A 15223-nucleotide genomic window follows, 5' to 3' on the forward strand; every position below is an offset into this window, starting at 1 on the left:
GCGATCTTAAATTCACAAAGATTGATAGACTGAAATTTCTAGGTTTTACAGATTGCGATCTTCATAGCTTAAATCAGCAACGCCTAAATTCTTTAAAATAACGTGTAAATAAAGGGTGCTAGCACCGATGACTGTGCAAATACGATTAAGACACCTAATAACAATAGTGTCACGATGAGTGGAAGCAGGAAGAATTTTTGGCGATCTTTGAGAAAGCCCCATAAATCTTTGAAGAAGTCTTGTGTGGTTTCAAACATTAGAAAGGTTTCTCCATGTTTTCTCTAGGTTTTACTTCACTGATAATACGATAAGTCTTTACCTCTGGATCTAACTTTCTTTTCATTGAGTCTTGATGAAACACACCCCGCATCACCAAACCCATTGGCATCAATAAAGCATAGAAAACAACGCCCAGAATAAGGCGCGTATTAATCCAGCCCAAAACCAGGCCAATTCTCATCCAAATTTGGTAAAGACCATTGAGTGTGGTAGGGGCAATCAATGCCCACACCCAAAGGATGGCGGCAATTGCCCAAGGTAAAATGGGTGGGGACTCGTGATGTATCAGGGGCAATAGGCTACCAAATAATCCTGCTGAGATCGTACCGCCGAGCAGTCCAAAAACCCGTAGCCCTTTTTGATCAAGTTCTCGTATTTCGTTCATCAACATTAATCTAATTCAAATTCGGTTTTCCAAGATTCATCTTGATCTATTTGGGGTTGATCGGATTTAGCAAGGAGAAAATTCTCCAACACTAAATAGTCCATCTCCGTTCTCATAAAACAGCGATAGGCATCTTCTGGTTTACAGACAATCGGTTCACCCCGGACATTAAATGATGTGTTTACTAAAACTCCACAGCCAGTTTTTGCCTGAAAATGACGCAGCAATTCATAATACCGAGGATTGGTTTGTTGATGAACCGTTTGAATCCGAGCGGAGTAATCCACATGGGTGACTGCGGGGATTTGCGATCGCTTCACGTTTAACTTATCAATGCCAAACAACTCCTCTTGCTCTGGTGTCATGGAAATCCGCAGTTGGGAGTTAATGGGTGCAACCAAAAGCATATAAGGGCTAGGACGGTCAAGCTCAAAGTAGTTAGAAACCTGTTCTGCTAAAACGGAAGGGGCAAAGGGACGGAAGGATTCACGGTATTTAATTTTTAGGTTCATCACCGATTGCATTTTAGGATGACGAGGATCGCCGATGATGGAACGACCTCCCAAAGCTCGCGGGCCAAACTCCATCCTTCCAGAGAACCAACCCACGATATTTCCTTGCTCTAGAATTTTAGCAAGATCCGGCATGAGTTTGTCATCTTCTAGGTATTGGTAGGGCGCATTCACAGACTGGAGATATTCTCGAATCTCTGTTTCCCCAAAGCAAGGACCTAGATAACCCCCCCGCATAGCATCCCCATCCTGGGGAATGCGAGGCTTCTGATGATACTGATGCCAAATAGCTAATGCTGCTCCGATTGCTCCCCCTGCGTCTCCAGCGGCAGGTTGAATCCAAATATCTCGAAAATCGCTTTCTCGCAAAATGCGTCCATTGGCAACACAATTTAGGGCAACTCCACCGGCTAAACAAAGATAGTCTGTATCCAGTTCTTTCTTGACCGTTCTTGCTAAACGCAAAACGACTTCCTCAGTCACATATTGGATAGAACGAGCCAAATCCATTTCTCGCTGGGTTAGTTTCCCCTCGCTTTGACGTGGTGAACCACCAAACAGTTCATGAAATTTAGGGGTAGTCATGGTCAACCCTGTGGTGTAGTTGAAGTAGTCCATATTCAACCGAAATGTTCCATCTTCTTTGAGATCCAAAAGATGGTTGAGGATATGGTCTACATATTTGAGTTCACCATAGGGTGCTAAACCCATGAGTTTATATTCCCCGGAGTTGACCTTGAACCCTGTGTAGTAGGTGAAGGCAGAATAAAGTAGTCCTAAAGAGTGGGGAAAATCAATTTCCCATTGGGGAGTTAGTTGATGGTCTTCTCCCAACCAAACAGAGGTAGTTGCCCATTCTCCTACCCCATCTAAGCACAACACCCCTGCCCGATTAAAGGGGCTGGGAAAAAAAGCAGAAGCGGCGTGTGCTTGGTGATGTTCAGTAAACAAAAGTTGGGGCAATTGCTCTGTTTTACAATCTCCAAGGGTTGCCAGTTCCTTTTTTAATAGGGTTTTTAGGTAAAGCTTTTCCTTCAACCAAACTGGCATTGCCTCAATAAAGGAAATCAATCCCTTGGGTGCGTAGGCGAGGTAAGTTTCCAGGAGGCGTTCAAATTTGACCAATGGCTTATCGTAAAAAACAATTTGGTCTACTTCTGATAATCGAATCTTTGCTTGTTTGAGACAGTAGGCGATCGCTTGTTTGGGAAATCTCGCATCATGTTTTTTGCGAGAAAAACGCTCCTCCTGAGCAGCAGCAACAATTTCACCATCTACAATTAAGGCTGCAGCGCTATCGTGATAATAAGCTGAAATTCCTATAATATGCATTTTTATTATAGATATAAGGGCTGAGTTTATAATTCTTGCTGTTCACAAAGTTTTTGGGCAATCATTTTTCCTGCCAGTTGATGTCCCTGAGCATTCCAATGCCCGCCCCACGGAATATCATTGTTAAACCCATGTAAGGGGACTTGGTTTTTCTGAGCATAATCCTGAAAAGTCTGTGCTAGATTGAACACTGTAAAGCCAGATTGATCACCCAGAAGTTTTATCCGTAAATCGGGATAGAAAAAATCAGTAATCCTTAAATTCTGCATAAATTTTTGGCGCAATGAACGATCAGGATGTACTTGAATGTCATTACTCAAAGTAACAACCATAAAATCTGCCTCTTTGGCAATTACATCATTATGCATTGACTTAATTAGTTCCTCTGTAACTTGCCATGCTTCTAACCATGTAGAGTCAGTAGGTTGCTTGTAAATCTCATTCTCAAGCATAGATGCTGCAGATCCTACTTTAGTAGCTGTCTCCTGTATTGTTGGTTGGATCAATAGTTCAGCAAAAGCATATTTAGCGCGGCGAAAAACCTGTAACAAGCGCGAGTTTTGTAGGAGGCTTTCATAAATTTTTGCCCACCATGACTGCCTTGAGTGATAAGCATCTGTATTCAGAAAAGAGGTATCAAGAACCAAATGACCGTCCTTCAAGATAAAATAGGGTTTTTGGGAAACTATATTTCTATACAAGTTATAAGACAAAGCCTTATTATACAAAGCCTGGGAATTATTAACAACATCGTTACCAGTATAAAAAGCTAAAATTACGATATCCGGCGAATAAGCCCAAACTTTTTCTCGGAGGGTAATCAGTTCCTGGTCTGTTCCATAAGCACGTGTCCCGAACTTAATCACTTCTACCTTCTTTCCAGATAGAGATTTACATCCACTCAGTTCACGTTCTATCACTGCGGCAAAACCTTCTTCCAGTGGTACTTCATAGGCTGCTACGAATGAATCTCCCAAGAGAGCAATTCGTAAGGTATTTTCTGGTTTTGCCTTAGTATGTTCCCGATCTCGGAAGCCTTCACTATTAATTTGAATGTAGGATTCACCTTCGGTGCGATACCATCCTGAATCACCAGGACGGTCTGCCCAGCCTCTATGTTCATCTATAGTGTTAAACACTTTATACTCAATTCCAGCAATACGTAAGCCAATTTCACCTATCACTAACCCAAAGACTAGTCCGCAGAGAATCAAGATGCCAATTAATGATACCTTTACCCATCCCTTCAATTTATTCATTTGCGATTCGCTCCTACTAATATATTTCTGTTCAATTTTCTACTTCTTTCGCATATACAATCAAGCCAGATAACTCTGGAACTTCAATTTTACGAGTAAAATCTGGTAAATAATGAAGATAAAATTTCCCAAATTCGCCTACTGTATCAGCCCAAGTTGGTATAGCTATCATGGTAAATTTCTCAGGGATATAAGCCATAAAATCATCTTTACTGATAGGATATCCAGCTAAATAGCGATCAAAAGGGCCAGAATCAATATGATATAGTTTATTTTCTGCCATGAGTACAGATAACGGATGCCACGGAAAATAAACTTTACCCGGATTTTTTCGAGAATATTCATACACAACTTGATGAACGTTATGGAAAAAGTTAGGTAAGTCCTGATAAATTATCGAAACTGGTAGATTGATATTATAAATTGTAAACATAATCACTATAGCCATTAACCAACTTCTACCTATACGTTGTAGTTGTAAAGTTGCTTGTTCTGATTCCGTGGCTGCATTTGACGCTTGTTTTAATAAAACTAAGTTAGCAGCAAGAGTTAAAAAGTAAACTGTGTACATCCCATTAAAATCTCCGCCAACTTTGACTCTACCTAATATGGAAGTAGGAATAAAAAATAAACCGACAATCACAAATAAAACCACAGGATTTTCTTGAAGCCAAGCTTTTATTTTAGCTAGATCATTTGGTAAGGTAAATAAAATCCAAAAACCTACTATAGAACCCTGTAAAATACAAAATCCTGCTAATTCTTGTGCTGCCGATAAAATAACTGGTATTTTATTATCGCCACCCTCCCAAGGTTGATTTCCCGGAATTGTCATCATATTAAAAAATAAAGCTTGGAAATTAAAAGCAATAATTAATATACTAGAAATCACTACTCCGCTAATAAATAAACAAGCTAAATAACGCTGGAAAGTCTTAATGTTATAAGCTAGAAGTATATATAGTGGTAAAGAAAATAATATAGGTATGGCAATTTGCTTTGTCCACACAGCTAAAACTGCGAGAATAGCACTGATTAATAATTTGGGTAAAGGAATTTCATTTTTATGGCTTTCCTTGTAAATTATTATGCAAGCTAATGCTGAAAATCCCAGAGCAGGACAGTCAGCACAAATTCCAAAAGCACTATAAAATAAAGCTTTTATCTGAGTTGTCAAGAAGAAAAAGGCAATTAATGCGAGTATAGATAAGGTTAACTTTTTCTTTTGCCAAGTTTCACTCACATATAACCAAATGGCAGGAGTAAAGTAAAATACTAGTGAAGTTAATTTACCCAAAACAAGAGCAACGGTTGGAGTATTCGCGATTGTTGCAGGTAAATAAGCCAAAGCAAGTAAGGGTCCATACATATCACTAATTAGTGGACCAACACTATTTTCGGGATTATACAAATGGAATTTATATTTCCAAAAAAATGCCATAGCTAAACGATCTGCATTCCACTCAGTTTCTGGTGCTATGTGTTGCCCTAATGGATCAAAATTATCTAGCAAAAAACGCTCACCCAAAAGAATGACGCAAAATAGTCCAGATATTATGGCTGTGTATAAAATTAAGTTTTCTTGGAAAATTTTGCTAATTTTTAGTTTTGATAACATGAGATAATATCTGTGTAATTGACGTATTTGTTTTCAAGATACTCAAAATGGCTTAATTGTGTGATTCTATAGGTAGAGGTTTAGCACTTCTAAACCCCTACACATCCTAGGTTTTTCGTAATCTTGTAAAAGTCCATCTCCCAGCCGTGTTTAGTGTATTTCTAAATAATATCACCAGATGTATCAATGAAGATGGGGAAGAACATCATATCTGGCAACTGGAAATAGTCATCTCAATTCCATGACTATAGCAGTATGCACTTGAATGAGATACAGAATTTGCGGTAAAAGCCATACAGTAAGAGACTCTTAACTCCTGACTCCTGCTATAAGTACCAAGGGTCAATCAGCATGATGTGCCATCCATTTATAGTCATTAAATCTAAAGTTATCGAATTGAGCTTCAAAGGATGAATTCAGAGGGCTACAGGCATACAAACCATAGTTGATGGCAAACTCTGATTGAATTGGCGGATTAATTTTACCCATTTGAGGTGGAGTTTCACCTAAAATGTGAAGATGAAAAATTCTCATTTGGTTGAAAGAAATTCCATCTTCCGACGACTCGATGATGAAATCTGGACCACGGCGACAAAGACGATACCAAATGACAGTTGTAGTAGCTATATCTGTAGTTGACCAATCGGAATAAGCGTAATTGGTAACAACACTTCCTAAACGCGAAAAATTTTCGTTTTCATATTCAATAGATGCTTTGAACCAGTTTTCACTATCTTTGTAAATAATCAAGCCACATTGATCAAACCTAGCCGAATATCCAAAGGTTACTCTGACTGTAAATGATGTAAAGTTATTGTCACTCTCAATTAAAAGAGCGGGTGCATTATCATGTCTGAAACCATAGTAACTTCGTTGCCAAAAATCTGTATTTGGTTCAGTTGTGATTTTCACCAACTCAGGAGTTATTTCAAATTTTTTAGGTTGGTTAATCCACTTAGCAGTTGTGAAATCAAAATTCATAATTCATGACCTAAAAATATTCTCTCATTTCCTGAAAGGATATTAGCAGAAAAGCTAACTCTTGGTTCGCCCATTTTAAATTGAGGTACAAAAAAAATAACCGATTTAATCAGGTTTTTCTACATCTGCGCCTTTCCCTGTTTTTGCTAGATATATACCCTGTAATATGAAACTAAGAGCTAACAAATTAACCAAACTTAGGCTTTCCGAGAAGATGAACCAAGCAAGAATTGCAGTCATTACTGGCTCAAGCAAAAGAAATATTGTAACGAAGGATGAAGATAAATACTTGAGGCTGTAGACTACTAATCCATGTCCCAGGGCTTCACAAATAGCAGCTAAACCAAATACCGTTAGCCAACCAAACCAGGAAATGGGAAAAATTTGGTCTTCAAACGTCAGCACGACTGGTAGGATAAACAAAGTACCTAAAAAGCAGCGCCATACCAGTATATTCTGCACAGGCAACCTACTTCGCAGTCGCTCTATAATCAAAAAACTGGCTGCATAAAAGACTGAAGATAACAAAGCAGCAGCGTCACCAATAATAGCATTCTGGCTGTTTAAAATATCGCCAGATAAGAGGAAGTCATCTAATCCTAAAGTAAATGCACCTGCTAGGGCAATTACCATACCAATCACGAATCTGCGGTTAAAACTTTGACCTAATATCAACCAAGCCCCTAAAGTGGTGAATAGTGGAGGCAGATTAGACAGTACAGTAGCATTAGCAGCACTGGTTTGAGTTAAAGACCAACTCCAAAGAACTCGACCCACGACATGAACAACAGCTACTGCAACTAGGAGTATGATTTCTCTTGATTGGTAGGGTTCTTTGGGTATGATTTGATCGTCTAATTTTTTGGTGCGTAATTCATTAATTGCATTCCACAACCCAAAGATAATTGTTGCTATCCACAGGCGATTAAATACCGTGGCGTTAGCGCTAATTTCGCGCACCGATAGCTTGATCAAGATTGCTGTAAAGGACAGAGCAACTAGGGCAACAGATAATAAAATAAACGCTATCACATTCGGCGATCGCGCAACCTTTGACTTGTCAGTTCGCTCTATATTTGACTCCGTTGATTCCAACTTCGTTGATTCGAGTTTATTTGTTGTCATGCCTTTATAATTTCACTTAGTCATAAATGCCGCTTATAGCGGTTATCAGTCTTCTCAAGTACAGTAGCAGCAGTGAGTTCTATTGTCACTTCTACCCGACTTTCCGCACTTCATCGTGTAACATGCGTAGATTTCCAAAATCTCAGAAACAACAGTTAAATAAATAACAGAAACATCCAATGAATTTAAATATTAATACTTAATGGTTTGACCATGAGTTTAGATTAAATAAATTTGATTTTTAAGGCTACAACCATTATGCGGGGTTATCGACTTCGGTTTTAAATCAAGCCTAAAAATACTCAAAGCCTTTCTGGATAATGCTTTGGCGGTTTAATGAATAGAATTAGTCTAAGCTCCAATTATTAAGAATAGTTCTTGAAAATTAAGGTAATACATTTTGAAGTGTGGAATGTGGGTTCCACGAATGCCGCATCTAATGCCTGGAGTAAATCACGGTATGTCCTAGGACGGATGCGACGGAGATAGCATTTGAGATAGTCTTGCCCTCACAAGAACCCCTAAAGGCCTATTTGTTGCAATTGATTGTCTCGTGTGATATTGTATCATGTTGAGAGTATTTAATTTTGGAAAATTCAGTTAATTCTAAATTCAAAATCCAAAATGAATAAATTTAGATTAACATCCACATCCACTAAAAAATTAAATTTTTCTTTTATGCATTAAATTGAAAATTTGAAAATTTAATGCGGGTTTCAAAGTCATTGATTTATCCACCATTTGTAAATTCTCAAACTAACGATGATTATTCAAATCGAACCTTGGATTGATGAAAAAGAGTGGGAGCAAGTCAAGCGTGTTATTGACTCTACATATCTGACCGAAAGCAAAATTACTGCTGAATTTGAAGAAGGCATCAAAGAATTAACGCAATCTAAACACAACATAGCCACTTCCAATGGAACCACGGCTTTGTATTGTGGATTAAAAGCATTAAATATTGGTTATGGTGATGAAGTAATTGTACCGAATTTAACATTTGTCGCTTCATCCAATGCTGTAATTATGGCTGGAGCTAAACCCGTATTTTGTGAAGTCGCAAAAGACACACTTTGTATTGACGTTGAGGCAGCAGCAGCATTAGTAACAGAGAGGACTAAAGCGATAATGCCAGTCCATTTATACGGTCAAAGTGCTGACATGGTTGCCGTCATGGAATTTGCTCAACAGTATAACCTCAAAGTAATTGAAGACGCTGCTCAAGGAATTGGAGTTAAGTTCAAGGGAGAACACGTAGGATTACAAGGTGACGTAAGTGCGATTTCATTTTATGGAAATAAAACCATTACCTGTGGTGAAGGAGGAATAATACTAACCCAAAGCGATACAATTGCCCAAGCTTGTCGTCGGTTAAAAAACCACGGACGCGATCACAGAGGCACATTCGTACACGAACATATAGGCTTTAACTTCTCTATTACCGAACTACAATCAGGAATTGGTGTCGCACAACTCAAGAAACTGCCAGAAATTATTCGCCGTAAACAGGAGATTTGTGACACTTACAGTCAAGGACTAGGAGATATACCTCAACTACAAATACTGCCAGTAGATGAACGCTGCGAACCTGTGTACTGGTTTACTTCATATTATGCCCAAAATCGAGCCGAATTAGAAAAATTTTTGTTAAGTAACGATATTCAAACACGGCGCTTTTTCTGTCCACTGCATATGCAGCCTTGTTACAAAGATTTAGTTGATCCCAATCGGGAATATCCTATAAGTGAGAAGGCTTATGAACAGGGAATTTCATTACCGTCAGCTTATGGATTAAAGCCAGAAGAACAAGCTTATGTTATTGAAAAAATCCGGGAATTTTATTTAGGGTAATGAGCAATTTTGAATTTACTCAATGCCTAGAAAAACTTGTTGCCAAGCTCACAAATTTCTCTGATGGTGAAGTTTTAGTTGCAGCTTTGACAATGGGAAAAGATTATATAACACTACTTCAGCACCAAGAAGTTGAAGGCATCACAGAGATTCGTACCATCATCGGACAGGCTCCTCAAAATCTTACAGGAGAGCCTGTTAATACTAACTTTCATGAGTACGTAGACAATATTATTCAACCGCAAATTGCATCAGGAGAAATTTCTGATGGCAAACAAAGTAAATATGATGATAGAAAAGTTAGATGGTCTGGAGCAGGTGTCAGGGGAAGTTGGTTTCGGAGAAATGAAATTTTATATTTAGAAGTTGGACCCACAACTTATCCTAGATATCGTCAAGATATAGAAAGAACTAAAACTGCATCCTTAGAATTGATGCTCAAAGGGTTAGAAAAATATAACGATCCCTTTGTATATTTTGCTAGAACAATGGGTATCACTGTAATTCCTATCACTAGACAAAGTAGCGTTTACATTGGAGAACGGTCGGCAAACGTTGATTGTCCTGGATTACTCAATTTTGTAGCTGGTCTAGCTACATTTAATGAAAAACCAGCAAATATTAATTTTTATGCTGATGCTCAACAAGAGTTAGAAGAAGAAGTCGGCATTTGTGTGGAACTGAATAATTCTAATACTCGATTTATTGGGATTACTGGTAATCCTTTTACTAGTGAAAATGATTTAGTTTTCGTAGTTCAAACTTCTGTTGAGGAAGACCATTTTGAATCGCAAAGATTGAGTGAACATTCACGACTTGTCCGTTTACAAAATAAGTCTGATGCTGAGAAGTTACTTTATGAGGGATTGTTACCTGGGGAAAATACAAAAAAAGATATTGCCTACGCTTCTAGGATAGGATTGGAGTACTTGGTTAAATATATTTTTTAAACCCATCAAAAATATCCATATAACTCAGATTGATTTCAACTAATACGATGATAACAATTGAAGCTATTGCTACTGTAACCAAAGATTCTGAAGTGACAATTACAGTTCCCGCCAATATTCCTCCAGGGACTCACAAAATGGTACTAACTATTGATGAACAATCAATAGGGAATCAAACACTACTGTCACCAGAGCGAGTGTGCGATCGCTTCAGACATCCAATGAAATCAAATTTAAATTCTGTAGAGTTGTCTATAGTAGTACCTCTTCACAATGAAGAAGATAATATTGACCACTTATTTGAGCGTCTTGCTTCAGTTTTGAATCGCCTGAACATTACTTATGAAATTATCTGTATAGATGATGGCAGTAAGGACAATACTTTGAAGTGTTTGATCGATCACCGCGATCACAATCCAGCTATTAAAGTAGTGAGTTTCTCGCGTAATTTTGGTAAAGAGATTGCATTAACAGCGGGAATAGATTACTCAGAGGGAAAAATCATTATTCCAATTGATGCTGATCTGCAAGATCCTCCAGAACTAATTGAGCAACTTATTGATAAGTGGCGCGAGGGTTATGATGTAGTCTATGCTCAACGCCGTTTACGGTTAGATGATAGTTTGATCAAACAGTTAACAGCTAAAGCATTTTATTGGACTATAGCCAGGCTAAGTCCTGTTGATATTCCTGCAAATGTGGGTGATTTTCGATTATTAGATCGGCGAGTTGTAGAAGCACTCAAACAGATACCTGAAAGAACTCGGTTCATGAAAGGTTTATTTGCTTGGGTTGGCTTCAAACAATCCTCAATCCCATACGACCGCCAACCCCGTTACCAAGGACAGACCAAGTGGAATTATTGGAAACTTTGGAATTTTGCCATTGATGGAATTACCTCTTTTAGTCTTATTCCTCTGAAGATTTGGACTTACTTGGGATTAAGTATATCATTTTTAGCATTCTTATATGCTGCTTATCTAATTATTTTTACCATGATTGCAGGAATTACAGTGCCAGGCTATATCTCGTTAATGGTCGTTTTACTCTTTCTCGGCGGTATACAGTTGATAGGATTAGGTGTCATTGGAGAATATTTGGGACGAATCTATGAGGAAGCCAAGCAACGGCCATTGTATTTAGTCCAAGAATCTCATGGCTTTACTAATAATTCTTTAGAGATAGAATCCAAGAAGACTAATTTACAATGTACTAACCCTATGGTATGATTTACATATCAAAATTGACATTAAATTCTGTCAGCAACCCAGTCCTAAAGGACTGAGCTTGTAAGAGAAATCAAGCAAGCTGTGCTGACCAGACCACCTAGCAATAGGTAGCCGTTATTTGAGTCACGACACCTCGGAATGCGTTCGCCCTTGGCGTTGCCGAAGGCTAGCTAGTTCCCTGCTCTGTCGCTTGTGATTAAACAGTTCTAAGGTCACTGGAACAGTGTTGCAAGCCTAACAAGCTCTTATAACTGGTCGAAGCTAACTTTACCCCGAAAGGGTGGCTCCTGGCTGCGCCACGCTGCGCGAACGGAGCAAAACCGTTATGCGTACAGGATTGGGAGATTTGAAATGGTAATTGTCCCATTGAAAGTGCAATACAAAAGCACACCAAATTAAACAATCCCAAGGCGGTAATGGATCAACAAGATTGACTGCGACTAAAGTCGCCGAGTCGCTTCCCTCTCAGGTCTAAAGACGCTGAGTTTCCCGCATCCCACGAGGTTCTATGAATAATCTGACTAATAAGGAAGTGGTTAGACTATTTTTTGAGATCTATAACAATCAAGATTACGAAGCATCATACAAATATATTGCACCGGATTATATAGATCATGGGCTACCTCAAGTGCGAAGCGTCGAGGATGCAATTGAGATACTGAAAACTACTCACAAAGCCTTTCCAGATATTAAAGTGGTGATTGACGATCTCATTGAGGAAAATGACAAAATTGTATTTCGAGGTCATTTTACAGGTACGCACTTAGGTGAGTTTATTAATATAGCTCCCACTGGAGTAAAAGTAGAATTTGAGGCATTAGAAATATTCAAGATTGAGAATCAGAAGATTACAGAATCTTGGGGATATTGGCCGATTGCAGCAATTTTACAGACTCTCTCAAATAACTGATGATCAGTTCTTATGATGGGATCATCTGTTTTTAGTTATACACATATCTACAACCCTAGGACGGAGACTGATCTCGGAAACGTGCAGTTCGCTCTTATCCAATTGTCTGTATTTCATTTGGATTTTTTATTTCCCTGGTATTTTGCTCTTGATTTAATTGAAAAGTCATAGGTATTTGTATCCCTAAAATTAAAGCGCAAGATAACATAAACATGGATAAAGATAACCATAAAAAATGATTACTATGAGAATAAAAGGTTGATAAAGTTAGGGAGATAAATCCGATTGAGCCACTGATCAAGTAAGTATTGCGTATAGCAGTTCCCTCACCCAAACCAGCAAAATATCCATCTATAATATAAGCAAATCCTGAACCCACTACAACCAGGATTACCCAAGGGATATAAACTTTAATTGCTTCTATTAATTCAGAATGGTTAGTGAATATGTAAAATATAGGGGTAGGGAAAAAGATAGTAACCAGCCCAACTACTAAAGCGATCACTAAGTTAGTTGCTAATGCAATTTGCAAAAGTGGTACGAATTTATCTCTGGCTTTTTGACCTTGAAAATTACCAATAAAAGCTACAGTGGCATATTGTACTCCATCACACATATACATACTTAATGCTACTATTTGGAGAAGTAAAACATTTTCCGCCAGAACCTCAGTTCCCAGTGTGGCACTAAAAGCAGTGAATAGCACAAAAATAGATACAATAACTGTAGACCTAACAGATAGATTGCCATTCATCACAAAAATAGCTTTTAAGGCAGACAAATTGAGGATCTTTTCGGTTAAAGCAGCTATTTCTTTTAAGGAAACTTCCCGGCTAATCATGACAAGTCCGACAAATAGGGTGAGATATTGGCTAATAGCTTGGGAAAATCCCGCCCCCATACTTGACCAATCCCAAACGACAATGTAAAGATAATCCAGTCCAACATTAGCAGCATTGCCAATGATAGTCAGTAACCAAACTTGACGATTTTGTTCTCGTGCAAGCAACCATCCCATTAAGGCTAAATTGACTAAAGCCGCAGGCGCTCCCCAAATCCGGCTATGAAAATAAGCAATACCTGCTAGTTTCACATCGGTCGTAGCACTCAAAAACATAAAGCCTAGCTTCCCCAGAGGATATTGCAACACTAGGAAAATCAGACCCAATCCCAAAGCGATTAAGGCATTTTGTAGTCCTGCTAGAAGTATTGCTTCTCGGTCATCTCGTCCGACGGCTTGAGATGTAATGGCGGTTGTTGCTGACTTAATAAAGGAACAACCTTCGTAGAGAAAACTAAATAAAACAGCACCTAATGCCACCCCTGCTAAATAATTAATGTTTGACAGGTGTCCCAGGAAAGCTACGCTGATTGCACGCGACAAGAATATCATAATATTCGACGCTGCATTGATAGTAGAAGCTTTCAGAAAGCGATAAAGGAAGTTGTACTGGGAAAAATTTTTGGTGTTCATTAAATAGGAATTAAATCAATTCTCAAGTGGTCAATTGTCTCAACAATAATCATTTATTGCGTTTTACTGCTCGAGCAATTGAGCTAATTTATTTCTTTGAGCTAAGAGTAAGAGTGACACACCAAATGGTAGAGATAAGCGTCCTATCAAATAACGCTCGCTCCCAAATAAGAAGGTTAATATTTGATTGATTAACTTCGGTGGTATATTTTGTTCCTTACCTCCTTTATTAAAAACTTTTTGCAGTAAGAGAACCATTGCAATTAAAGGAAATAATACAAAATTAAAATAACTAGCAAAATTTATATTATAGCCAGCATTGCCAACAATTTGCCGCAAGTTATTGAGCAAATATCTACGTTTATGATGAAGGAGATCATCATGTCGAGACCAAAGCCAAGGATAAGCAGGAACAGTAATTAATAACCAGCCAGAAGGCTTAAGTTTTGCAGACAAAGCTTCCAAAGATGCCGTATCTTGTTCTAGATGCTCCAAGACATCTAATAATAGAATGAGATCGAAATTTTTATCAGGAAATGGAATATTATCTGGCAAAAAACCAGGCTCAATTTCTCCTATTTTAAGGTCACTAGCAAAAGTCCTGGCTGTTTCATCTAACTCCATACCATAGACTCGTCCGTGATGACTGAGCATAGCTAAGTTACCTCCAGTCCCACAACCAGCTTCAAAAATTTCTGCATCTGCTGGTAAATTCAACTTCCTGATAACTTGCTCAATGATTGATCGCCGTGCAACAAACCACCAATGTTTGTCTTCGACTTCCATCATTTCCTGGTACATTTGAGATTCCATTGCTATTGATACCTCATAGAGCTTAATGATTTGATGAAATTTTATAATGTTGAGATATTTATATCAATTTATCATTGTCACTTCTAAAAACAAGGCGATCGCTCATAATATAGTTGAGAGTTGCACCAAATAAACCTCCAGCCAATGTATTGATCATAAAATCAATACTCAAATAGTCCAGCAGAGGAAATAGAAAAAAAATTCGCGCAACTACCGCACTCCCCGCCGCTAAATGAAACAGAGGTAATTGCTTAAATAAAACTTCTTTAATCTTCCATTCGCTATCAGTCCATACCCAAATGCGGTAAATGAAAAAACTCAATAATACAGAGAGTTCAATTGATACAGCATTGGCTATATTGTGTAGCAGAGGAGTATCCCATCCCCACCAATCAACCAGCATAAAAATCAAGAGTAAATTAAAGCAGGTGGTGATACCTCCACCAATCAGGAATTTCAAAACTTTTTGAAAAAATGGATTGAGTTGCATTGATAACTACTTTCC

At 38.3% G+C, this 15223-nt stretch carries 14 protein-coding genes; 4 read left to right on the plus strand and 10 right to left on the minus strand.

All coding sequences use genetic code 11. The features are described 5' to 3' along the window. Positions 1–92 precede the first annotated feature (92 nt). The 7 genes from HEQ19_07445 to HEQ19_07475 form a co-directional block, all read right to left on the minus strand. Positions 93–257: a DUF5989 family protein gene (locus HEQ19_07445; GenBank protein ID WYL99385.1), complete on the minus strand. Its 165-nt coding sequence runs from the start codon at positions 255–257 to the stop codon at positions 93–95. Then, positions 257–670 carry an SxtJ family membrane protein gene (locus HEQ19_07450; protein ID WYL99386.1) on the minus strand — a complete coding sequence of 138 codons (414 nt, stop codon included), beginning with the start codon at positions 668–670 and terminating at the stop codon, positions 257–259. Before HEQ19_07450 ends, HEQ19_07445 begins: the two co-directional genes overlap by 1 nt. After that, positions 670–2508 carry a carbamoyltransferase gene (locus HEQ19_07455; GenBank protein ID WYL99387.1) on the minus strand — a complete coding sequence of 613 codons (1839 nt, stop codon included), beginning with the start codon at positions 2506–2508 and terminating at the stop codon, positions 670–672. The genes HEQ19_07450 and HEQ19_07455 overlap by 1 nt, the downstream gene beginning before the upstream one ends. Before the next feature lie 26 nt (positions 2509–2534). Next, the gene (locus tag HEQ19_07460) at positions 2535–3767 is read right to left on the minus strand and encodes an SGNH/GDSL hydrolase family protein (protein ID WYL99388.1); all 1233 of its coding nucleotides are present in this window, start codon (positions 3765–3767) and stop codon (positions 2535–2537) included. A gap of 31 nt (positions 3768–3798) precedes the next feature. Further along, positions 3799–5385 (minus strand): hypothetical protein, encoded by a 1587-nt coding sequence (locus HEQ19_07465; GenBank protein WYL99389.1) that lies wholly within the window; start codon positions 5383–5385, stop codon positions 3799–3801. A gap of 342 nt (positions 5386–5727) precedes the next feature. Further along, positions 5728–6366: a DUF1349 domain-containing protein gene (locus HEQ19_07470; protein WYL99390.1), complete on the minus strand. Its 639-nt coding sequence runs from the start codon at positions 6364–6366 to the stop codon at positions 5728–5730. 105 nt (positions 6367–6471) lie between these two features. Further along, entirely contained in the window at positions 6472–7491 is a 1020-nt protein-coding gene (locus tag HEQ19_07475; protein ID WYL99391.1) for a DMT family transporter, read from the minus strand. 762 nt (positions 7492–8253) lie between these two features. Here HEQ19_07475 and HEQ19_07480 point away from each other — a divergent pair. The 4 genes from HEQ19_07480 (at position 8254) to HEQ19_07495 (ending at position 12431) form a co-directional block, all read left to right on the plus strand. Continuing rightward, positions 8254–9342 (plus strand): DegT/DnrJ/EryC1/StrS family aminotransferase, encoded by a 1089-nt coding sequence (locus tag HEQ19_07480; protein ID WYL99392.1) that lies wholly within the window; start codon positions 8254–8256, stop codon positions 9340–9342. Next, the gene (locus tag HEQ19_07485; GenBank protein WYL99393.1) at positions 9342–10292 is read left to right on the plus strand and encodes a hypothetical protein; all 951 of its coding nucleotides are present in this window, start codon (positions 9342–9344) and stop codon (positions 10290–10292) included. The genes HEQ19_07480 and HEQ19_07485 overlap by 1 nt, the downstream gene beginning before the upstream one ends. Positions 10293–10339: 47 nt before the next feature. Then, positions 10340–11521, plus strand: a complete 1182-nt coding sequence (locus HEQ19_07490; protein WYM03298.2) for a glycosyltransferase family 2 protein — start codon at positions 10340–10342, stop codon at positions 11519–11521. Positions 11522–12029: 508 nt separating this feature from the next. Continuing rightward, entirely contained in the window at positions 12030–12431 is a 402-nt protein-coding gene (locus HEQ19_07495) for an ester cyclase (protein WYL99394.1), read from the plus strand. A 94-nt stretch (positions 12432–12525) separates the two neighbouring features. On the opposite strand, the gene gntT is transcribed toward HEQ19_07495, so the two are convergent. The 3 genes from gntT to HEQ19_07510 all read right to left on the minus strand — a co-directional run bounded on the left by gntT (position 12526) and on the right by HEQ19_07510 (position 15208). Beyond that, complete coding sequence (gene gntT, locus HEQ19_07500; protein ID WYL99395.1) at positions 12526–13905, minus strand: guanitoxin biosynthesis MATE family efflux transporter GntT; 1380 nt, start codon at positions 13903–13905, stop codon at positions 12526–12528. A 63-nt stretch (positions 13906–13968) separates the two neighbouring features. Further along, positions 13969–14718, minus strand: coding sequence for a class I SAM-dependent methyltransferase (locus HEQ19_07505; protein ID WYL99396.1), 750 nt, complete (start codon positions 14716–14718; stop codon positions 13969–13971). Between the two features lie 58 nt (positions 14719–14776). Further along, positions 14777–15208, minus strand: a complete 432-nt coding sequence (locus HEQ19_07510; GenBank protein ID WYL99397.1) for a GtrA family protein — start codon at positions 15206–15208, stop codon at positions 14777–14779. Between the last annotated feature and the right edge of the window lie 15 nt (positions 15209–15223).

Origin of the sequence: Gloeotrichia echinulata CP02, from assembly GCA_038087035.1 — a bacterium.
GTDB lineage: Bacteria > Cyanobacteriota > Cyanobacteriia > Cyanobacteriales > Nostocaceae > Gloeotrichia > Gloeotrichia echinulata.

Coding starts and splice junctions, on each gene's coding strand:
- HEQ19_07465 (WYL99389.1), bottom strand. CDS start 5,385: ATGTTATCAAAACTAAAAATTAGCAAAATTTTCCAAGAAAACTTAATT.
- HEQ19_07445 (WYL99385.1), bottom strand. CDS start 257: ATGTTTGAAACCACACAAGACTTCTTCAAAGATTTATGGGGCTTTCTC.
- HEQ19_07510 (WYL99397.1), bottom strand. CDS start 15,208: ATGCAACTCAATCCATTTTTTCAAAAAGTTTTGAAATTCCTGATTGGT.
- HEQ19_07495 (WYL99394.1), top strand. CDS start 12,030: ATGAATAATCTGACTAATAAGGAAGTGGTTAGACTATTTTTTGAGATC.
- gntT (WYL99395.1), bottom strand. CDS start 13,905: ATGAACACCAAAAATTTTTCCCAGTACAACTTCCTTTATCGCTTTCTG.
- HEQ19_07485 (WYL99393.1), top strand. CDS start 9,342: ATGAGCAATTTTGAATTTACTCAATGCCTAGAAAAACTTGTTGCCAAG.
- HEQ19_07460 (WYL99388.1), bottom strand. CDS start 3,767: ATGAATAAATTGAAGGGATGGGTAAAGGTATCATTAATTGGCATCTTG.
- HEQ19_07475 (WYL99391.1), bottom strand. CDS start 7,491: ATGACAACAAATAAACTCGAATCAACGAAGTTGGAATCAACGGAGTCA.
- HEQ19_07455 (WYL99387.1), bottom strand. CDS start 2,508: ATGCATATTATAGGAATTTCAGCTTATTATCACGATAGCGCTGCAGCC.
- HEQ19_07450 (WYL99386.1), bottom strand. CDS start 670: ATGTTGATGAACGAAATACGAGAACTTGATCAAAAAGGGCTACGGGTT.
- HEQ19_07505 (WYL99396.1), bottom strand. CDS start 14,718: ATGGAATCTCAAATGTACCAGGAAATGATGGAAGTCGAAGACAAACAT.
- HEQ19_07490 (WYM03298.2), top strand. CDS start 10,340: ATGATAACAATTGAAGCTATTGCTACTGTAACCAAAGATTCTGAAGTG.
- HEQ19_07470 (WYL99390.1), bottom strand. CDS start 6,366: ATGAATTTTGATTTCACAACTGCTAAGTGGATTAACCAACCTAAAAAA.
- HEQ19_07480 (WYL99392.1), top strand. CDS start 8,254: ATGATTATTCAAATCGAACCTTGGATTGATGAAAAAGAGTGGGAGCAA.